Annotated in this window: 16 protein-coding genes and 2 pseudogenes; 7 read left to right on the forward strand and 11 right to left on the reverse strand. The window is 59.0% G+C overall.

Annotated features, from left to right (window positions below):
* The 8 genes and pseudogenes from G3A56_RS22035 to G3A56_RS22070 all read right to left on the reverse strand — a co-directional run bounded on the left by G3A56_RS22035 (nucleotide 1) and on the right by G3A56_RS22070 (nucleotide 9,760).
* Entirely contained in the window at nucleotides 1-750 is a 750-nt protein-coding gene (locus tag G3A56_RS22035; RefSeq protein ID WP_082185167.1) for an SDR family NAD(P)-dependent oxidoreductase, read from the reverse strand.
* Between the two features lie 18 nt (nucleotides 751-768).
* Complete coding sequence (locus G3A56_RS22040) at nucleotides 769-3,099, reverse strand: alginate lyase (protein WP_082185166.1); 2,331 nt, start codon at nucleotides 3,097-3,099, stop codon at nucleotides 769-771.
* Nucleotides 3,100-3,170: 71 nt separating this feature from the next.
* Nucleotides 3,171-4,739 (reverse strand): extracellular solute-binding protein, encoded by a 1,569-nt coding sequence (locus G3A56_RS22045; RefSeq protein WP_246231407.1) that lies wholly within the window; start codon nucleotides 4,737-4,739, stop codon nucleotides 3,171-3,173.
* Nucleotides 4,740-4,760: 21 nt separating this feature from the next.
* Nucleotides 4,761-5,642, reverse strand: coding sequence for a carbohydrate ABC transporter permease (locus G3A56_RS22050; RefSeq protein ID WP_082185165.1), 882 nt, complete (start codon nucleotides 5,640-5,642; stop codon nucleotides 4,761-4,763).
* Between the two features lie 11 nt (nucleotides 5,643-5,653).
* Nucleotides 5,654-6,583 carry an ABC transporter permease gene (locus tag G3A56_RS22055; RefSeq protein ID WP_082185164.1) on the reverse strand — a complete coding sequence of 310 codons (930 nt, stop codon included), beginning with the start codon at nucleotides 6,581-6,583 and terminating at the stop codon, nucleotides 5,654-5,656.
* Nucleotides 6,580-7,695, reverse strand: coding sequence for an ABC transporter ATP-binding protein (locus G3A56_RS22060; RefSeq protein WP_082185163.1), 1,116 nt, complete (start codon nucleotides 7,693-7,695; stop codon nucleotides 6,580-6,582). The genes G3A56_RS22055 and G3A56_RS22060 overlap by 4 nt, the downstream gene beginning before the upstream one ends.
* A 30-nt stretch (nucleotides 7,696-7,725) precedes the next feature.
* A pseudogene (locus tag G3A56_RS22065) lies at nucleotides 7,726-8,513 on the reverse strand (GntR family transcriptional regulator).
* A 347-nt stretch (nucleotides 8,514-8,860) separates the two neighbouring features.
* Entirely contained in the window at nucleotides 8,861-9,760 is a 900-nt protein-coding gene (locus G3A56_RS22070; protein ID WP_035242972.1) for a LysR family transcriptional regulator, read from the reverse strand.
* 115 nt (nucleotides 9,761-9,875) lie between these two features.
* On the opposite strand from G3A56_RS22070, the gene G3A56_RS22075 reads away from it, so the two are divergent.
* The 7 genes and pseudogenes from G3A56_RS22075 (at nucleotide 9,876) to G3A56_RS22105 (ending at nucleotide 17,117) form a co-directional block, all read left to right on the forward strand.
* On the forward strand, nucleotides 9,876-10,808 hold the full coding sequence (locus G3A56_RS22075; protein WP_082185162.1) for a VOC family protein: 933 nt from the start codon (nucleotides 9,876-9,878) through the stop codon (nucleotides 10,806-10,808).
* Nucleotides 10,809-10,951: 143 nt separating this feature from the next.
* Entirely contained in the window at nucleotides 10,952-11,644 is a 693-nt protein-coding gene (locus G3A56_RS22080; protein ID WP_082185161.1) for a hydrolase, read from the forward strand.
* Nucleotides 11,645-11,715: 71 nt separating this feature from the next.
* Entirely contained in the window at nucleotides 11,716-12,006 is a 291-nt protein-coding gene (locus G3A56_RS22085) for a XapX domain-containing protein (protein WP_082185160.1), read from the forward strand.
* A pseudogene (locus G3A56_RS22090) lies at nucleotides 12,006-13,987 on the forward strand (amidohydrolase). Before G3A56_RS22085 ends, G3A56_RS22090 begins: the two are co-directional and overlap by 1 nt.
* Before the next feature lie 221 nt (nucleotides 13,988-14,208).
* Nucleotides 14,209-14,649, forward strand: a complete 441-nt coding sequence (locus G3A56_RS22095; RefSeq protein ID WP_003498201.1) for a DoxX family protein — start codon at nucleotides 14,209-14,211, stop codon at nucleotides 14,647-14,649.
* Nucleotides 14,646-16,244, forward strand: coding sequence for an MFS transporter (locus G3A56_RS22100; RefSeq protein WP_082185158.1), 1,599 nt, complete (start codon nucleotides 14,646-14,648; stop codon nucleotides 16,242-16,244). The genes G3A56_RS22095 and G3A56_RS22100 overlap by 4 nt, the downstream gene beginning before the upstream one ends.
* 264 nt (nucleotides 16,245-16,508) lie before the next feature.
* A complete protein-coding gene (locus G3A56_RS22105; protein WP_082185157.1) occupies nucleotides 16,509-17,117 on the forward strand; it encodes a nucleotidyltransferase domain-containing protein in 609 nt (202 codons plus the stop codon).
* A gap of 14 nt (nucleotides 17,118-17,131) precedes the next feature.
* Here the strand turns inward: G3A56_RS22105 and G3A56_RS22110 are convergent, their stop codons facing one another.
* The 3 genes from G3A56_RS22110 to G3A56_RS22120 all read right to left on the reverse strand — a co-directional run bounded on the left by G3A56_RS22110 (nucleotide 17,132) and on the right by G3A56_RS22120 (nucleotide 19,183).
* A complete protein-coding gene (locus G3A56_RS22110) occupies nucleotides 17,132-17,914 on the reverse strand; it encodes a pyrroline-5-carboxylate reductase (protein WP_082185156.1) in 783 nt (260 codons plus the stop codon).
* A gap of 115 nt (nucleotides 17,915-18,029) precedes the next feature.
* On the reverse strand, nucleotides 18,030-18,776 hold the full coding sequence (locus G3A56_RS22115) for a F0F1 ATP synthase subunit A (RefSeq protein WP_082185155.1): 747 nt from the start codon (nucleotides 18,774-18,776) through the stop codon (nucleotides 18,030-18,032).
* Between the two features lie 98 nt (nucleotides 18,777-18,874).
* Nucleotides 18,875-19,183: a hypothetical protein gene (locus G3A56_RS22120; RefSeq protein WP_137039357.1), complete on the reverse strand. Its 309-nt coding sequence runs from the start codon at nucleotides 19,181-19,183 to the stop codon at nucleotides 18,875-18,877.
* Nucleotides 19,184-19,233: the final 50 nt, after the last annotated feature.

Below are 19,233 nucleotides of genomic sequence, written 5' to 3' on the forward strand. Positions count from 1 at the left end.
TCAGGAGAACAGGACGCCGCCATTGATGTCGTAGCAGGCGCCGGTGATATAGGCGGCATCGTCGGACGCAAGGAAAGCCACCAGACCGGCAACGTCTTCGCTCGAGCCTTCCCGCTTCAGCGATGTGGCACCCGCCACCCTTTCACGTACCTCGGGTTTGGTGAAGGTGTCATGGAAGGTGGTCGAGATCATGCCCGGGCAGACGGCGTTGACGCGGATATTCGGGCCGACTTCCTTGGCAAGTCCGCGGGTGAAGGTCATCACGGCACCTTTGGAGGTGGCATAGGCAAGCGCACCCGGACCGCCGCCGTCACGGCCCGCCTGCGACGAGAAGGTGACGATCGCGCCGCCCTTTGCCATTTTGGGCAGTGCGGCTTTGGCTGTCAGGAATAGCGACGTCAGGTTGACGTCGAGGACCTGATGCCAGAAGGCTTCGTCCATATCCGCAATTGTCTTGCGGGCGATAAGGCCACCGGCAACATGGACGAGGCCATGGATCTCGCCGAATTTGTCTGCGGCAGCAGAAATCGCAGCCTCGACTTCGCTTGCATTTGTCAGATCCGCCTTGATTGCCAGAGCCGAACGGCCAAGCTTTTCGATTTCGGCAACCGCCGTGGCTGCACCCTCGGCCGCACCATTATAGGTGAGGACGACATTGGCGCCTTCCTGCGCAAAACGTATGGCGCATGCGCGGCCGATATCCCGGCCTGCACCGGCGACAACAACGGTCCTGTTGGTAAAACGCTGCATTTGAAAAACCTCGTATGGTTAGAATTGCTTGGGAAGGGAGAGCTTGAAACGCTCGTCGTCGACATCGCTGAAATAGATGTCGGTCGAAAAACCCTGGTCGTCGATGAAGCTGAAGATGCGCTTCGGCTCCTTCAAACTGTAGGGCACCAGAAGGGTGACCAGCCGATGCCGGGTGGCCGCCGCAACCGTGGCGCAGACGTGATGGTGGATATCAAGACCCTCGAACTCCTTGGGATCGATATCGGGAAAACCTTCGACGGCCGCGATCTGCGGTGTGCCGGCTGACGAGAAGACAAACTGGCCGTAAAAGCCCGCCTTTTGGCCATTGTAGCGAAAGCTCGACCTGCCGGTCTGCGGTGCCCCCGTCGTGTGGCAAAGCCATTGCAGTTCCTGGGGCTCGGAGCATTCCACCTCATCGACAATCACGAAGTAGCTGTCGTTGACAAAGTGAATTTCGCGCTCTGCCTTTAGGACCAGCGGGTTCGCGACCTGATAGGCGGCTGTCGCATCGCCGAGGATCCGGATATGTCCGGGCTTTTCCTCAACCGCGACGATGCGGCCGGCGGCGCGGCGTGCGAGCGCCTTGTCCTTTTCCGCATATTGTCCCTTGCCGCCGATCAGGATGGCGTTCTTCGACCGTGTCTGGCGTCGCCAGTTCAGATGCATCTGCGAATTGAACGCCACGTAATAACCGGACTGGATCGCCAGATCCTCGCCATGGGCATAGAGGACAAAGGCATTCTGGTCGCCATGGCTGTGGCTTAGCGAACCATAGGGGCTGGATTTGAAGACGAATTGCAGATGCCGGTCCGGGTCGTCCATGTGTTTCTGGATGGTCGCCCAACCGATATCGTCGAAAACCGCGAGTGCGGGTAAATCGGCCGGTGAAACGGCTTCCACCTGCTGGTAGTCGTGGCGATAGACGAGATCGTCGAAGTTCAGGTCCCACCAGCCGTAATTATAGAAGGCCATTTCCGTACCCGTCGCATCGGCCTTGATGTGATCGAAATACCATTGATAGTGGCCGTTGCCGGTAACGCCGGCAAATTGCCGAACATTGTAACCCAGCTTCAGGCCGGGAAGATCGCCAAGTGTGGAATCGTCGCCAAAGTTGGCGCGGCGGGTTCCCGGCGCCTTGGTGTAAAGCGGGAAGCGACCGGTGCTCTGGAAAAACGGCCGCTGATAGAGGTCGTAGCCGATATACGAGCGGATGAGATTGGCGGCCTCGATGAGATAGGCCATGCCGGTCATCCAGTAATGCGGCCCTTCCGCCCAGCCGCCATCGGTTCCAGCCCAGGGAGAATAGAGGGTGGCGAGGAATTCAACGGTATAATCGAGCCATTCGCCCGCCTCGTCGCTTTCGCCCTGAATCGCGATACAGGCCGGTGTCAGGACTGCCGAAAGCGAACGCACCGCGTGGCTGTCATAGGGAAATACGTGGATGCGGGCATGCGCGATGACGTGGTCGGCAACCTCCCGCGTTCGTTCGAGAAGAACCGACCGCACGGTTTCGCGCTCGTCCTCGCTCAGATGGTCGTAGAGCCAGTCATAACCCCAAGCGAGTGCGACGACGACACGGAATCCCGCCTCGTCATTATAGGCCCGGGAGGTCGCGCCTTTCGGATCCCAGCCGGCGACGGCCAGCAGCCACTTGCGGGATGCATCGAGCAGATCGTCGCGTCCGAGCACACGGCCGGCAATCGCCAGGTGCCGGATCGCATAGATCACTTCCTGGCAGTCGATATACATTTGCCGCCAGAGCGACGCGACGCGCATATTATTGGGGTAGGGCTGTGGCTCCGGCATGACCGGCCGCTCCAGCCAGGGCTTTACCGATTTTTCGTAGAATTCGGACCAGCCGCAATGGTTGGGGTCCTTTGCCACGGCGTCCGCGAAGGCGCGCAACTGCTCGGGATTGAGCCAGAGCCTCGGATGGCTGGCATGGGCGGCGGCATGGCGCGCCTGTCTGCCGGGCAGCGGCGTTTTCGGCAGCGACGCGCCGATCTCGAAGCTGCGCACGGCGCTCCAGTTGGACTCCGGCGTTGCGGACGTCTGGTCCCACAGCGCATAACACCAGTGATAACGGCCTTCCGGCAAGGCCTCATCCGGCGTGAAGAAATTCCAGGCGAGATCTTCGAAAACGAGTGTTTTTTTGTCGGCGAAACCGGGATCGGTGGAAATGCGCAGCACGTAACGCGCGCCGTCGTCGATGTCGGGTAGCCATGAAAAGCGCGGAGGGTTCTCCGTCGGTGGTGCTTCTTCGCTCGGCTCGTAGCCAATGGTCAATGAACCCGGCCGGGGTTCATCGAGAAGTGTCTGTCTGGAGATGGCCGGGGCAGAGGGACGCATTGCGCTCTAACTCCTATGAAAACGGAAGGAAAAGGATGGCGGCGACAAAGCCGCCATCGTGGTCGGAGGGTTTATTGCGCCGCCTTGTACTGGCGGTCATAGGCCGATTGCATCATCTTGATGACCTCGTCGTAACCGAGGGCGGTGAGGCGCTTCTTGTAGGCGTCCCAACCGGTATCGACGTCCTGCGCGCCGAGAATCCAGGTCTGCTGCATCTCGGTCATGTAGGTGAGGATGCTTGGCCAGTAGCGGTCGAAGGTCGCCTTCTCCTCGGCGTTCAGGGAAACACCCATGAATTCGTCCTTGAGGCAATTGCACTTCTTGTACATGTCGATGCCTTCGAGCGCGATCTTGTTCGTCCACTGGCGTTCATATTCGTAGTCCATCCAGTATCCGCGCGGGATCGCCGCACCGACCGCCCATAGCTGGGCATTGACCGGATCCTTGTTGTCGAGGATTTCCTTCTTGAACTGCGGCTTGCCGTCGACCATCTCGTAGGTCAGGCCTTCGACGCCGAAATTCGACAGGATGCGGCCCTGCTGCGAGAACCAGAAATCGAAATATTTGATGGTTTCGACCGGGTGCTCATTGGTCGCCGAAATGGCCCAGCCGACGGGCTGGACACGCAGGCGGCGGGAATCTTCGAAGCGCTGGCCGGAGACCGTCTTTGGCGGCAGCATCGGCTTCAGCGCGAAGCCGTCGATCTTCGGCGACAGGGCGTCGTTATAGGTCGAGGTACTGGCGAACCAGTCATGCGTCATGCCGCCGAGATTGTTGCCCAGAAGATATTCACGCGAGCGGGCGCCGCGGGTGAAAATCTCCTTGTCGATCAGGCCTTCCTTGTACCACTTGGCCACATTGGAAATGCCGGTCTTGTAGTTTACCTCCGCCCAAGGGTGACGCAGCTGTCCGTCATAGACGGCAAAGTCACCATAACGTTCGGATCCGGACACGCGCGCATCCCACAGATTGATGAGGCGGACGGCATCGATTTCCTCACGGGCAAAATAAGGAACTTCATCCTTGAGGCCGTTGCCGTTCGGGTCCTTGTCGCGGAAGGCTTTGAGAACCTCATAGACTTCTTCCGGCGTTTCCGGCTGCTTGAGGCCAAGCTTGTCGAGCCAGTCCTGACGGATGAACCAGCCGCGCGAGAACTTGCCATCAGGCACATAGGGAATGAAATAAAGCTTGCCGTCCGGTCCGGAGATCGCGTTGCGGATTTCCTTGTGGCTGTCGAAGAAGGCCTTGAGGTTGGGGGCATTTTCCTCGATCAGGTCATCGAGTGGAATGAATGCGCCCTCCAGCCCGTAACGAATGAAGTCTTCCTTCAGCCCGCCGGTGGCGTCGCCGCCGACGATATCGGGAAGGTTGCCAGAGGCGATCAGAAGGTTGAAGGCATCGCGGCTGCTGGTGGTTGCCAGCGACGCCACGTTGCGGACATGGATGTTGGTGATTTCCGCCGCCTTCTGCTCCACCGGCCATTTTTCCGAATAGACGTATTTGTCACGGAAATGGAAATGGATTGTCAGTTCTAGCGGGTCTTCGGTGATCTTGCCCGAATCCTGTGCCAATGCCGGCAAGGCCAGGGTCGCGGCTGTTATCAACGCCAGTAGGGGCGCGCCTTTTCGTAGTGCTCTCACAGGTTCTCCTCCCTTGTGCTGCTACTCTTTCACTCCGCCCAGCAGAATTCCTTTGGTGAAATACTTCTGCGCGTAGGGGTAAATGATGAGGACGGGAATGATGGAAGCGATCATGATCGCTGACGTCACCGTCTCGAACGAATAGTGGGCGGTGAGCAGGCTCGAGGCGAATTCGTCGTTCGAATTCAGATCGACGATCACGCGCTTCAGATAGACCTGAAGCGGGATTTTCTCTTCGCCGCGCAGCAGCACCATGGCCCAGAAATAACCGTTCCAGCGCGAGACGATGCAGAACAGCGCAACGGTGACGATGGCGGGTTTGGAAAGCGGAATGAATACCTTCCACAGCAGCTGTAATTCGCTGGCGCCATCCATCTTGGCGGCTTCTTCGAAGGACTTCGGAACGGCCTCGAAGAAATTGCGCAGCAGAATGACGTTGAAGGCGTTTGCAGCAAAGCCGAGGATGATGCCGAAACGGCTGTCGAGAAGTCCGAGATCGCGCATGTTCAGAAAGAAGGGGATCATGCCGGCGTTGAACCAAAGCGTAAACGCGATGGCGATGTTGAAGAAGGTGCGGCCGCGCAGGCGCTTGCGCGAAAGGGCGTAGGCTCCGGGGATCATGATCAGCAGGCTCATCATCGTGCCGCCGAAGGTGTAGATGAAGGTGTTGCCATAGGCGACCCAGAACATCCTGTCGGACAATACCCTGTCGTAAGCGGCAAGCGTGACATCGACCGGCCAGAAGGTGACGCGGCCAGCGGTGACTGCGGCACCCGAAGACAGCGAGACCGACAGCACATAGATAAAGGGATAAAGCGTCGACAGGACGAAGAGGCCCAGAAGAATGGCGTTAGCCCAGCCAAAAATCCGGTCGCCGCGGGAATACAGATTGAAGTTAGCCATGTTTCAGCTCCTCACCACAGCGATGTCGACGAGACTTTTCGGCTGATGCGATTGGCCGAATAGACGAGAACGAAAGCGATGACGGCGTTGAACAGTCCGGCGGCCGTGGCCAGGTCATATTGGGTGCCCTGCAGGCCGGTGCGGTAGATGAAGGTGGAAACGACGTCCGCCGTCTCGTAGGTGGATGGGCGATAGAGCAGAATGATATATTCGAACCCGACCTCGACCAGATTGCCGATGCGGATGATCAGCATGATCACGATTGTCGGCAGGATGCAGGGCAGGGTAATCCGCCACATCATCTGCCAGCGCGATGCGCCGTCAACCCGGGCGGATTCGTAAAGCGTCGGGCTCACGCCTGCGATGGCGGCGAGATAGACGATGGATTCGAAGCCTGCCTCTTTCCAGACGGACGAGCCGATGTAAATCGGACGGAACCATTCCGGCTGGGTCAGGAAGTAGATCGGCTCGAATCCAAGGCCTTTCAGCAGGAGATTGACGATGCCGATCGATGGCGACAGGAAGTTGATGACGATGCCGGCAACGATCACCACCGAAATAAAGTGCGGCAGGTAAACGACCGTCTGCGCCCAGCGGCGGGCAACGCCACTTTGAACCTCGTTGAACATCAGGGCCAGGATGATGGGGACGGGAAAGGCGAAAATCAGGCCAAGGCCACTGATCTTGATGGTGTTCCAGAAGGAGCGCACGAACATGTCATTTTGGAAGAGTTCGACGAAATTCGCAAAACCGACCCAGGGACTTTTTTCGATGCCGCGAAAAATCGAGAAATCCTGGAATGCGATGACCAGCCCGTACATGGGTTTGTAGAGGAAGACCGCAAACCAGATGATCATCGGCGCCAGCAGCAGGTAGAGTTGCCAGTCGCGGCGCACATCTTCCTGGAGATCATCAAGACGTTCCTGAAAACCCTGTTTCATGCCCGCGCTCCGCCTTTGGCTTTCAGCGACCTGCCGGTCGCTGCATCGAAGACGTGGACGCGGGTGGTATCGATGCTAAGCTGGCTGACGCCGTTGAGTGTATGATCGCCATAGAGCGTTTCGGCCTTGGCGATAAATGGCTGGCCATCGGCGGTGCCATGCAGGAGCGCTTCCGCACCCAGCGGCTCCACGAGGTCGATGCTGCAATTTAATGTTTCACGACCCTCTTCGGTCTCTACCGACATGATTTCCGGCCGCAGGCCGAGTTTGACCGGCTGCCCTTCCGTGGCGTTCTTTGCGAAAGCTTCGGGAATGCTGAAGTGCTGGCCGGAACCGCCCGTAAGCGTAACCTTCACGCTGCCATCCCGCTTCTCGATGATCCCATCGAGAAGGTTCATCGGCGGCGAGCCTATGAAGCTTGCGACAAACGTATTTGCCGGTTCGAGGAAGACCTCCATCGGCGAGCCGACCTGTTCGATATGGCCACCATTCATGATGACGATGCGGTCGGCGAGCGTCATCGCTTCGACCTGATCATGGGTAACGTAGATGCTGGTGGCATGCATCCGCTTGTGGAGAAGCTTTATCTCGGCGCGCATATGGGTGCGCAGCTTGGCGTCGAGGTTCGAGAGCGGTTCATCGAACAGGAAGATTTTCGGCCTGCGCACGATGGCGCGGCCCATGGCGACGCGCTGACGCTGGCCGCCGGAAAGATCAGCCGGCTTGCGGGTAAGATATTCGGTGAGCCCGAGGATTTGTGCAGCTTCCGCAACCGCCTTGTCGATGACGGCTCGTTTCTCGCCCCTGACGCGCAGGCCGAAGGCGATGTTATCGGCAACGCTTAGATGCGGGTAAAGCGCGTAGTTCTGGAATACCATTGCGACGTCGCGGTCTTTCGGGGCGATCTTATTGACCACTCGGCCGTCCATCGAAACCGTGCCGTCCGAGATGTCTTCCAGACCTGCAAGCATGCGCAGCGTGGTGGATTTTCCGCATCCCGAAGGACCAACGAGGACAACGAATTCCTGCGGCTGTATGGAAAGATTGATACCATGGACGACTTCGAGAGCACCGTAGCGCTTGACGACATCGTTGATTTGAACTGCGGACATGAAAGGCCCCTCCTCAAAAGCCTTGAATGTTCAGTCAGGCGTCTTCGCCCCCGTGAAACGCGCTTCCTCGTGACACGCGTGTTGACCTGCTCGATGAAGGTCCAGATCTTCGGGTTCTTGGAGAGTTCTGCGATTTTGGTTTCGAGGGATCCGAGATGGCGCTGGACAGCCTCGCGTGCGGCCTCGACATCGCCCGACTCGATGGCATTCACGATCGCTTCGTGCTCTTCGATCACCTTTTCGGTGCGTCGCACTGCAAAAACGCGCTTCAGGTGGCGCATCCGGTCCATTTCGCCCTTCGCCTGATTGACGACGCTCCAGGCGCCGGGAAGGCGGGCGGCCGCAAAGATGGTGCGGTGGAACTCTTCGTCCAGCAGGAAGAAGTCCGTGAATTCCTCGTCTTCGGCGGCGGTGCGCTGCTGGGAAATGCAGGTTTTCAGACGGGCGATATCTTCCAGCGAATGCCGCTTGGTCGCCTCGATGACGGCGCCCTCTTCCAGCTTGAACCGGATGAAGCAGGCTTCCATGTAACGCTGCACGTCGATCGGCGAGATGTAAGTGCCACCCTGCGGCACGACGGTCACAAAACCTTCTTCGGAAAGGCGAATGATCGCTTCGCGCACGGGCGTCTTGCTGACATGCAGCAGTGCCGCGATTTCCTTTTCCGACAGCGCCCGCCCCGGAAGCAGCTTCACCTCGACAATCAGTTTGCGAAGCAAGGCATGGATCCGATTGGTCATGTTCCCCTCAGCCGGCAGGTCTTGCGGGGTGACGAGTTCGGACAGCGGCAGCGATGGAAATTCGATGGGGTTAGACATATCAATTACCAAACTGAGATATCAGATGTTGTTATGACATATCTGTTGTGTTTTGGTGAGTCAAGTGGCAGTTGCTGCCGATCGGTGCGAATGGGCAATGAGCTCGCCTTAGGCGCTGGAGGAGTGGATGTCTTTGTTGAAGAGCCGGCGCTCTCATGCAGCTTGAGAGGTCTGCAATGCGGGGAGCGTAAGGCTTTAACTTGCAATTGTAAGCCAACTCTCGCCCGAGCAATTTCGGGGCGAGATGCGGCTTTGCAATCAAAAGGATGGAGGCTTAGGCGCTGTACTGACGCGATTTATTGCTCGGGCCTTTGGTAACGTGCGACGATCATGCGACAGCGCGCTGCCTATTCGAGCGCAACCATATAGGCCGGCAGCTGCTCCTCGAAGAATTTCGAAAAAGTGGCGATGCGGGGTGGCAGGGCCTGGTAGGGCGGATAATAGAGCGTCAGCCAGAGTTCCGGCGGCGCCCAGCCGCGCAAAACGTGAACGAGCCGGCCGCTGCGGAGATGTTCGGCAATGTGAAATCCCGGCAGCATGGCCACACCCGCACCATCCGCAGCCATATCAGCCAGAACCTCGCCATTATTGGCGCTGAATGCGCGGCCGGCCGCGATGCTGATGCTCGATCCGCCGTCCGAGAGCGCCCAGTTTTCCCGCCGGCTTTCACCGCTATAGGCAAGGCAATCGTCAGGGGTTAGTTCGCCTGGATGCTCCATCTGCGCAAACCGGCTGCCCGGTGCCGCGACCAATATTCTCGGCACGGCCCTGATCTTGCGCCAGATGGTGAATTTGTCGGAGGGGGCGGACGAGATGCGGATCGCGAGATCGTAGTCGTCATCAACGATGTTGACGAGGCCGTCCGAAAGGGAAATCTCGAAGCACATTTTCGGATATAATTCGCGGAAGCCCGAGAGGATCGGCGGCAGCACCGTCTTGCCGAGCCATGTCGGCGCACTGATCCTAAGCCGCCCTTCATCGGCCTTGTGGGCATTGCGGACATCGCGCCGCGCATTTTCGAGTGCCTCGACCGCCGGTTGAATCTGGGCGGCAAAGACGGCGCCGTCCGTCGTCAGCGACACCTGACGCGTGGTGCGGACAAACAGTTGCACACCCAGGTCATCTTCGAGCGCGGCGATGGCCCGGGTAACGGCAGCCGCCGTCATGCCCAGTTCGCGTGCCACCTGCGCGAAGTTGCGCTTTTCGGCCGCCATCAGAAACGTTTTGAGAGCTTTGTGGTCGTTCATTTGATTATTTCAAAATCCGCAATTCATTCGAGAAAAATATTGCAATTCCGCGATGCAATCAAGCGGGTTAAATCTTTGTCCAGCGAAACGGACAACCAGTAGAAAGGCTCCGGCCATGATCAAGGATATCAAGGGTCTGCACCACGTCACGTCCATGGCGTCGGATGCGCGGCAGAACAACAGATTTTTCACCGAAACGCTTGGGCTTCGCCGGGTAAAGAAGACCGTCAACTTCGACGAACCCAGCGTCTATCACCTCTATTACGGTGACGAAAAGGGAACGCCGGGCACGGTGATGACCTATTTTCCCTTCGCTCAAATGATGACCGGCCGTCCAGGCGTCGGCGAAGTGGGCGAGACCCAGTTCTCCATTCCCAAGGGTGCAATTGGCTTCTGGAAAGAGCGTCTCATTGCCAAAGGCGCCACCGGCATTCAGGCCGACACGGTCTTTGGCGCCAATCGCCTGCGCTTCACCGGTCCTGACGGCGATGGCCTTGCACTAATCGAAACAGGCGATGACGCCCGTGAAGGCTGGCTCGCCGAAGGCATTTCCGAAGACAACGCCATACGCGGTTTCACCGGCGCACGCTTCAATCTGCATGATACGGCTGCGACCGAAGAACTCCTGCGTTTCATGGGATATGAGCGGACTGAGGTTGAAGGCAATGTAACGCGTTTCGTCATTCCCGGCGGTAACGGGGCAGATACGATCGATCTTGCGGCCCTGCCGAAGACCCCCTTTGCCCGTCCGGGAGCCGGCTCGGTCCACCATATCGCTTTCGCAGTCGAAAACCGCGAAAAGCAGCTCGAAGTGCGCAAGGCGCTGATGGATACCGGCTATCAGGTCACCCCCGTCATCGACCGCGATTATTTCTGGGCGATCTATTTCCGCACGCCGGGCGGTGTCCTGTTCGAGATCGCAACCAACGAACCCGGCTTCGACCGGGACGAGGATACCGCGCATCTGGGTGAAGCGCTCAAGCTTCCGAACCGCTACGAGCCTTTTCGCAACCAGATCGAGGCGAACCTCGCTCCCCTTGCGGCATAGACCGGGCCGCTGACCCGCATCCACTGACCGAAACAGATTTGCGCTTTTCAAGACGGCTGCCCCTGCCGGGCAGCCGACCGGCGAAGCCTTCTCAATTTCCACCGCCGCAGATCGGCAATCACCACCTGAACGGAGAACTGAAAATGTCCAAGCTCGAAGTCCTTACCCCCGCCAACAGCCAGCTCATCTTCATCGACCAGCAGCCGCAGATGGCTTTCGGTGTGCAGTCGATAGACCGGCAGACACTGAAGAACAATGTCGTCGGCCTCGCAAAGGCGGCAAAGATTTTCAATATCCCGACGACCATCACCACGGTTGAAACGGAAAGCTTTTCTGGCAACACCTTTCCGGAACTGCTCACGGTCTTCCCGGAAAACGACATTCTCGAGCGCACCTCGATGAATTCCTGGGATGACCAGAATGTTCGCGACGCGCTGGCGAAGAATGCCGCGGCCGGCCGCAAGAAGATCGTCGTCTCCGGCCTCTGGACGGAAGTGTGCAACACCACCTTCGCGCTCTCGGCGCTCCATGATGTCGCGGACTACGAGATCTACATGGTGGCGGACGCCTCCGGCGGAACCTCTGTCGATGCACACAAATATGCCATGGACCGCATGGTGCAGGCCGGCATCATTCCCGTCACCTGGCAGCAGGTTCTGCTTGAATGGCAGCGCGACTGGGCGCGCAAGGAAACCTACGATGCCGTCACCTCGCTCGTGAAGGAACATTCAGGCGCCTACGGCATGGGCATCGACTACGCCGTCACCCATGTCCATGGCGGTGAGGAACGCGTCAAGCATGGCAAGCGCATCGGCCCGAACCCGGCCAACAAATAAGCTTTCAACCGTGCCGTGCCGGCTGGATGACATCCAGTCCGGTGCGGCCTTCATTGATCGAGGAGGTTTCCATGAAAGTCTATCTTCTGTCCCTTGGTGCCGGTCTGCTGGTCGGCATTGTTTACAGCCTGCTCAATGTGCGTTCGCCCGCACCGCCCGTCATTGCTCTGGTCGGCCTGCTCGGCATATTGGTTGGAGAACAGATTATTCCCTTTGCAAGGACGATCATCGGCAAGGAGCCGGCCGTCGTTTCGTGGATCAACCAGATCAAGCCGCATATGTTCGGCCATTTGCCGAAGGGTAGCGAAGAGCGCACAGATCTCGCCAAGGCTGAACGGCCTGCAGACAGGGAGAGAAGCTGATGCCGACGCGACGCACCTTTCTCGGCGCGGCATCGAGCCTCGCCTTCCCCCATCTGTTTTCACCCGCTAGTGCGGCTGACCCCATTCAGACAGGAGCCCGTTCCATGTATCCCGATACCATCCTTCATAATGGCCGCCTGACGACACTCGATCGCGCCAACCCGAATGCAACCGCAGTCGCCATCAAGGATGGCCTGTTCATGGAGGTGGGAACGGACACCGATGTCATGGCGCTCGCCGGACCGGAGACAAAGATCATCGACCTGAAGGGTAAGCGCGTATTGCCGGGCCTGATCGACAACCATACCCACGTCGTTCGCGGCGGCTTGAACTTCAACATGGAACTGCGCTGGGATGGCGTGCGTTCGCTCGCAGATGCCATGGACATGCTGAAGCGTCAGGTGGCGATCACACCCGCCCCGCAATGGGTGCGCGTCGTCGGTGGTTTTACCGAGCATCAATTTGTCGAAAAAAGACTGCCGACCATCGAGGAAATCAATGCGGTGGCGCCCGACACGCCGGTCTTCCTGCTGCATCTTTACGACCGCGCGCTGCTGAATGGCGCAGCCCTTCGGGCCGTCGGCTACACAAGGGATACGCCGAACCCACCCGGCGGTGAGATCACTCGCGATGTGAACGGCAATCCCACGGGAATGCTGCTGGCCAAGCCGAATGCTGGCATCCTCTATTCGACGCTCGCCAAGGGGCCGAAGCTGCCCTTCGACTATCAGGTCAATTCCACCCGCCATTTCATGCGTGAGCTGAACCGGCTGGGCGTCACCGGCGTCATCGATGCGGGCGGCGGCTTCCAGAACTACCCTGACGATTACGAGGTGATCCAGAAGCTTTCCGACGAAGGCCAGATGACCGTGCGTCTCGCCTACAACCTCTTCACGCAGAAGCCCAAGCAGGAAAAGGAGGACTTCCTCAACTGGACCTCGTCGGTGAAATACAAACAGGGCAACGACTATTTCCGCCACAATGGCGCAGGCGAAATGCTGGTCTTTTCCGCTGCCGATTTCGAGGACTTCCGTCAGCCGCGACCGGACATGCCACCGGAAATGGAGGGCGAACTCGAAGAGGTTGTCCGGGTTCTGGCGGAAAACCGCTGGCCCTGGCGTCTGCACGCCACCTACGACGAGACGATCTCCCGTGCTCTCGATGTCTTCGAAAAGGTCAACCGGGACATTCCGCTCGAAGGGCTGAACTGGTTCTTCGATCATGCCGAGACGATCTCTGAACGGTCGATCGACCGCATCGCGGCTCTCGGCGGCGGCATCGCGACCCAGCACCGCATGGCCTATCAGGGCGAATATTTTGTTGAGCGTTATGGTCATGGCGTTGCCGAAGCGACCCCACCGATCAAACGCATGCTTGAGAAGGGCGTCAATGTTTCGGCCGGCACGGATGCGACGCGCGTCGCCTCCTATAATCCGTGGGTTTCGCTGTTCTGGATGGTGACGGGCAAGACAGTGGGCGGCATGCAGCTCTATCCGCGCGCCAATTGCCTCGACCGCGAGACGGCGCTGCGCATGTGGACGGAGAAGGTCACGTGGTTCTCGAACGAGGAAGGAAAAAAGGGCCGCATTGAGAAGGGCCAGTTCGCCGATCTCGTTGTGCCGGACAAGGATTATTTCTCCTGCGCCGAGGATGAAATTTCCTTCCTCACATCCGATCTGACAATGGTTGGCGGCAGAATCGTCTATGGCGCCGGGGACTTCAAGTCGCTGGATGAAAACGACGTTCCGCCGGCCATGCCCGACTGGTCTCCCGTGCGCGCTTTCGGTGGTTACGCCGCCTGGGGCGAGCCGCAAGGGCCGGCGCTCGCTCGCTGCGCCGGACGGCGATTTCGACGTGCGGCTGTGCCAGTGATTGCGGTGTCCATGGCCACGATCATGCCGGCGCCTGGACATCCAAACTGCCGATCGCCGACTTGAAGGGTTTCTTCGGAGCACTGGGTTGCTCCTGCTGGGCGGTTTGAGTTTAGGCCACGAATACAAAATCCGGCGGGCAGCGGCTTTTCGCTGCCCGTTTTCTGCGGTGTAACGGACAGACGGCCCCCGACGGTCTAATATTGCGTATATCGCAATTATATCGAAACTATTGATGCAATTGTTGGCGATAATAGTTTCGACCAATATCGCTCCATCAGATGAACGCAGCGCCGCTCGAAACGACCGGCCAGAATCACGGGAGCAAAAAATGACCGATCCATCTTCAACGCTTCGCCTTCGCGGGTTTCTTGCGGATATCGTCGCCGCGCCTGCCACAAAAACGCTGGCGCTTCTGGCGCTTTGTTCGGCCTATATTCAGGGCCCGCTCACCAAGATCTTAGACTTCCCCGGCGCGATCGCCGAGATGAACCACTTCGGCCTTCATCCGGCCGCCGCGTTTGCTATCGTCGTCATCGTCTTTGAGCTCACCGCTTCCGCAATGGTGGTGTCAGGGTTCCTGCGCTGGGCCGGTGCTCTGGCATTGGCAGGCTTCACGCTTCTGGCCACTTTCATCGCTCTTCGTTTCTGGGAAATGGCGCCCGGCATGGAGCGCATGATGGCCACCAATGCCTTCTTCGAACATCTCGGCCTGGCCGGCGCCTTCATTGTCGTCGCCGCAATCGATCTCACGAAAGGGACGGGCAAATGAGTGCCGCAAAATCTTCAACGAGCAGCTTTGCTCCTCTAGCACAGCCGGTCTTCGCCGTTCTTTGGGCGGCGACGGTTTTGGGAAATACCGGCAGTTTCATGCGCGATGTCGCCAGTTCCTGGCTGATGACCGATCTCTCGGCCTCGCCGGCGGCGGTCGCCATGGTTCAGGCGGCCGGAACCCTGCCGATCTTTCTGCTGGCCATCCCAGCCGGTGTGCTGACCGATATTCTCGATCGCCGCAAGTTCCTGATCGCCATCCAGCTGCTGCTGGCCTCGGTAAGCGTCAGTCTCATGGTTCTTGCGCACACTGGAATGCTGTCAGTCAGCGCCTTGATCGGGCTTACATTTCTCGGCGGTATCGGTGCGGCGCTGATGGGGCCGACATGGCAGGCCATCGTGCCGGAACTGGTGAAACGTGAGGACATTAAAAGCGCGGTCGCTCTGAATTCGCTGGGTATCAATATCGCCCGTTCCATCGGTCCTGCGGTCGGCGGCATCCTGCTCGCAGCCTTCGGTGCGGCCGTCACATATGGTGCCGATGTCGCAAGTTACTTCATCGTTATCGCGGCGCTCCTGTGGTGGCCAAGGGCGAAGAATGCCAATGATGCGCTGGCCGAAGGTTTCTTCGGCGCGTTCCGGGCAGGCCTTCGTTATACACGTGCCAGCCGTCCGCTGCATGTCGTCCTGCTGCGGGCCGCGATCTTCTTCGCTTTTGCCAGTGCCGTCTGGGCGCTTTTGCCTCTGGTTGCCCGCCAGTTGCTGGGTGGAGATGCGAGCTTTTATGGCATATTGCTGGGTGCCGTCGGTGCCGGCGCCATCGGCGGCGCGCTGATCATGCCGAAACTGCGCGCACGTTTTGATGCCGACGCCCTGCTTCTAGGGGCTGCCCTCATCACTGCGCTCGTCATGGCCGGGCTGTCGTTCGCTCCGCCCCAATGGCTGGCCCTCATCATCCTGCTCTTCCTCGGCGGCGCTTGGATCACGGCGCTAACGACGCTGAATGGCACTGCGCAGGCCGTCCTGCCCAACTGGGTCCGCGGCCGTGGCCTTGCGGTCTATCTCACCGTCTTTAACGGCGCGATGACGGCGGGCAGCCTCGGCTGGGGTGCGGTTGGCGAAGCGGCGGGCGTGCCGGGAACCTTGCTGATCGGCGCGGCCGGTCTGTTCGTCGCCGGTCTCGTCATGCATCGCCTGAAGTTGCCCACCGGTGATGCGGATATGGTGCCTTCCAACCATTGGCCGGAGCCGCTCATTGCCGAGCCGGTGGCCCATGACCGCGGCCCGGTTCTGATATTGATCGAATACAATGTCGAAAAACATCACCGCAGCGCATTCCTGCATGCGCTTGACGAACTCTCCCAGGAGCGTCGGCGTGATGGCGCCTATGGGTGGGGTGTGACCGAAGACTCCGCCGATCCGCAGAAGATCGTCGAATGGTTCATGGTCGAATCCTGGGCGGAGCACCTGCGCCAGCACAAGCGGGTCTCCAATGCCGATGCGGATCTCCAGGGCAAGGTACTCGCCTATCACTCGGGGCTGGAAAGACCGGTCGTGCGGCACTTCCTGACAATCAATCGTCCTGGGAAAGCTTGAATTGGAAAAGGGGCCGACAGGCCCCTTTTTATTGTCTGCAGACCCCTCGTTTTCCTGTAAAAGCCGAAGGGCGAAATGCTGCAGCAGAATAATCGTCTTGATATCGCTACGTCGCCGCGGTCGATCGAGGAGGCGCGCCCCGCCCCGAGCCGTTTCTTTCTTCGGTGCGAACGAACTTGTCTCACATCCCGATGCCTATAACATCCCGGCGGCCACCGAGACTAAACTCACCACCATGACAACCGCATAAAGAGACCTGCCAGCATGAATAATCAAACCCCCGTCCCGGACCAGGATGCCTGGGAGGCCTGGAGCCCTGCCGAGCTTTTCCGGCGATTGAGCAGTGTATCGCGACCCTGGTGCGTGGTTGGCGGCTGGGCGCTCGATCTCTGGCATGGGAAGAAGACACGCGAGCACGAGGATCTGGAATTCACGATTCTTCGTGCGGATCTGGACATTTTCCGGCGCGAATTGAACGATGTGGAATTTTATACCGTCAATGACGGCGTGCTCGAACGGTTGGCCGCCGACCGGGAACCGGCGACGGAGATTTTCCAGATATGGTGTTTTGATCGTGCCGCCCTCCGCTGGCGGGTTGATATGATGATCGAGCCGGGAACGGATGAAAGCTGGGTCTATAAGAGGGAGCCGCAGATTAGCCGGCCCCGCACCGAAATGGTCTCGCGGACCGCGGGCGGGATTCCTTACCTCAACCCCGCCGCCGTGCTGCTGTTCAAGGCAAAGCACCGCCGGCCCAAGGACGAGGAAGACTTCGCATACGCCGTGCCGAAATTGCCCGCGGCGGAGCGTCGGTGGCTGCGGGATTGTCTCGAGCGCCTCCACCCGGAACACGAGTGGGCAAAGGCGCTGTAGGCGTCGAATTGCGCCTATTGCGTAATTCGGTCCAGAACGCGGCTCAAAGCCTGCTTCAGCGCGTCCGAACCGCCATTGTCGTTGAAATCGTTCAAGACCTGCTCGTTGAGCCCGCCTTTGGTGGCGAATTCGCGGCTGAGATCGATGAAGTCGGCGTCCCTGCCGGCATTCAGCGCCACTTCGGAGAGGCCGGCGAAGAGAGGTGCAAGATAGGCGCGACCTTTCTCTTCCGGCAGGCCGTTCTCAACAAGCCACTCCGTCGTGTGCTGCATGATGCCGAAATAGGTGGCCATCAACGCGCTTGCGGCGGCGAGAAGGTCGTATTCCGCCTTTGTTTCGCATTCCACCGCATTGCCGAGCACGTTGAAGATCGCCGCCGTATCCGTATCGGGCGGATATAGGGCAGTGACGCCTTTGCGCCGGGCAACGAAGGGCAGGGGGATCGCCTGCGTGAGGCGCACATCCGCGTCGATCCAGTCGAGAAGGGCCTGCCGGTCTGTCGCGGCAACGACGCTTATGACCTTTTGCCCATCCCGGAATCGCAAGGCGCGGATGACCTCTTCGGCGATCTGCGGACGGATCGCTAGCATGACGGTGTCGCAGCCGTCGATGATAGCCTGATTATCGCCGGACACGATCACCTGCGGGAAATCGCTGGCAAGCCTGGCGGAGATATCTGCGCTGCGCTGGGACACCATGACATGCGGCACGGCGGCGGGCTTGCCGAGTAGGCCCCTTACCATGGCATCGGTGATCGCTCCGGTTCCGATAAAACCGATCTTTTGGGGAAGGGACATGCTTGCTCCGTGCGGCGAGGGCCGAAAGATACGTCTGTCGTCTGTTTGTCACGCAATGCTAAATTTTCCACCCGGAATTGTCGACAAGGAGATGGCCGTTTTCCAGATCGATGCTCTAGTGCCCCGGATGCAGGGCGTCATTGAGGTACATGCAGGTCAGCATCGTGAACACATACGCCTGAATTGCGGCCATCAGAAACTCCAGCGCCGTGATTGCGACCGTCATGAAAAGCGGCGCGATGGCGCCGATCATGCCGAGAGCATTGACGCTCGCCAGCGACACGACAAAACCGGCAAAGACCTTCAGGGTGATGTGACCGGCAAGCATGACGGCGAACAGGCGGACGGAGTGGCTGACCGGTCGCGAAATATAGGAGATGATTTCAATCGGCACGATGATGGGCGCGAGGATTGCCGGTATTCCCGCCGGTTTGAACAGGCCGAGAAAACGGATGCCGTGTTTGAAGATGCCATACAGCGTGACGGTGCCGAACACCATCATCGCCAAGCCAAATGTGACGATGATCTGGCTCGTAACCGTGAAAGCGTAAGGAAACATGCCGATCATGTTCGCAAACAGAATGAACATGAAAAGCGAGAAAACGAAGGGGAAGAACCGCATTCCCTGCTCGCCGGCATTGTCACGCAGGGTCTTGGCGACGAACAGGTAAAGCATTTCAGCACTGGATTGCCACCGGCCGGGCACGAGGCGCGCCCTGCTCGTGGCAAGCAGCAGGAACGAACTCGCCAGGGTGACGGTGAGGAACATGTATGCCGAGGCATTGGTGAAGCTGAGATCGATATCACCGATGGTAATTTCAACGAGAGGTTTGACTTCGAATTGCTCGATAGGGCCGGCCATGGAGGGTCCTTCAGTAACTTGCGGCAATGACAGGAATATGCTGATGCTCCAGGTCGCGGCTGTGCCGGACGCAGGAAGACCGCGTGTGTGGTGGAGCATCAGAAATGAGGAGGGTGTTCGCTATGTCGGTCATCCTGATCCCAAGTTTGAGAATCAGGGCCGTCCCCGGAACGTTTCAAGGCGCGGGTCGTCCCGCGCGAGCGCTTTCTAGCCAAATCGTCGGCGGGTGGCAATGGCTTTCGGGCAAATGCATCGGCGCGGGAAAGTCTGACCGCGTTGTTGGCGACAAGAATGAAGATCACGGCCGCTGAGATCAGCGTTTTCCAGCTTGCAGTGCGCTCGTGTGCACTTCGCATGGCCGTATTCGAAATGTCTCGATAAAGCGTCTGCTGCGTTTTCCACATCATGAATCTCACGATTGTGGGGTCGTCCCCGTGTGGGTTTGCAGAGCGCGGGT

Source organism: Rhizobium oryzihabitans, from assembly GCF_010669145.1.
Taxonomy (GTDB): Bacteria; Pseudomonadota; Alphaproteobacteria; order Rhizobiales; family Rhizobiaceae; genus Agrobacterium; species Agrobacterium oryzihabitans.

Excerpts from the sequence above, each read along its gene's own strand:
- G3A56_RS22035 (WP_082185167.1), bottom strand. The coding sequence starts at position 750 with ATGCAGCGTTTTACCAACAGGACCGTTGTTGTCGCCGGTGCAGGCCGG.
- G3A56_RS22115 (WP_082185155.1), bottom strand. The coding sequence starts at position 18,776 with ATGGCCGGCCCTATCGAGCAATTCGAAGTCAAACCTCTCGTTGAAATT.
- G3A56_RS22120 (WP_137039357.1), bottom strand. The coding sequence starts at position 19,183 with ATGATGTGGAAAACGCAGCAGACGCTTTATCGAGACATTTCGAATACG.
- G3A56_RS22055 (WP_082185164.1), bottom strand. The coding sequence starts at position 6,583 with ATGAAACAGGGTTTTCAGGAACGTCTTGATGATCTCCAGGAAGATGTG.
- G3A56_RS22105 (WP_082185157.1), top strand. The coding sequence starts at position 16,509 with ATGAATAATCAAACCCCCGTCCCGGACCAGGATGCCTGGGAGGCCTGG.
- G3A56_RS22040 (WP_082185166.1), bottom strand. The coding sequence starts at position 3,099 with ATGCGTCCCTCTGCCCCGGCCATCTCCAGACAGACACTTCTCGATGAA.
- G3A56_RS22110 (WP_082185156.1), bottom strand. The coding sequence starts at position 17,914 with ATGTCCCTTCCCCAAAAGATCGGTTTTATCGGAACCGGAGCGATCACC.
- G3A56_RS22075 (WP_082185162.1), top strand. The coding sequence starts at position 9,876 with ATGATCAAGGATATCAAGGGTCTGCACCACGTCACGTCCATGGCGTCG.
- G3A56_RS22060 (WP_082185163.1), bottom strand. The coding sequence starts at position 7,695 with ATGTCCGCAGTTCAAATCAACGATGTCGTCAAGCGCTACGGTGCTCTC.
- G3A56_RS22080 (WP_082185161.1), top strand. The coding sequence starts at position 10,952 with ATGTCCAAGCTCGAAGTCCTTACCCCCGCCAACAGCCAGCTCATCTTC.
- G3A56_RS22095 (WP_003498201.1), top strand. The coding sequence starts at position 14,209 with ATGACCGATCCATCTTCAACGCTTCGCCTTCGCGGGTTTCTTGCGGAT.
- G3A56_RS22100 (WP_082185158.1), top strand. The coding sequence starts at position 14,646 with ATGAGTGCCGCAAAATCTTCAACGAGCAGCTTTGCTCCTCTAGCACAG.
- G3A56_RS22085 (WP_082185160.1), top strand. The coding sequence starts at position 11,716 with ATGAAAGTCTATCTTCTGTCCCTTGGTGCCGGTCTGCTGGTCGGCATT.
- G3A56_RS22070 (WP_035242972.1), bottom strand. The coding sequence starts at position 9,760 with ATGAACGACCACAAAGCTCTCAAAACGTTTCTGATGGCGGCCGAAAAG.
- G3A56_RS22050 (WP_082185165.1), bottom strand. The coding sequence starts at position 5,642 with ATGGCTAACTTCAATCTGTATTCCCGCGGCGACCGGATTTTTGGCTGG.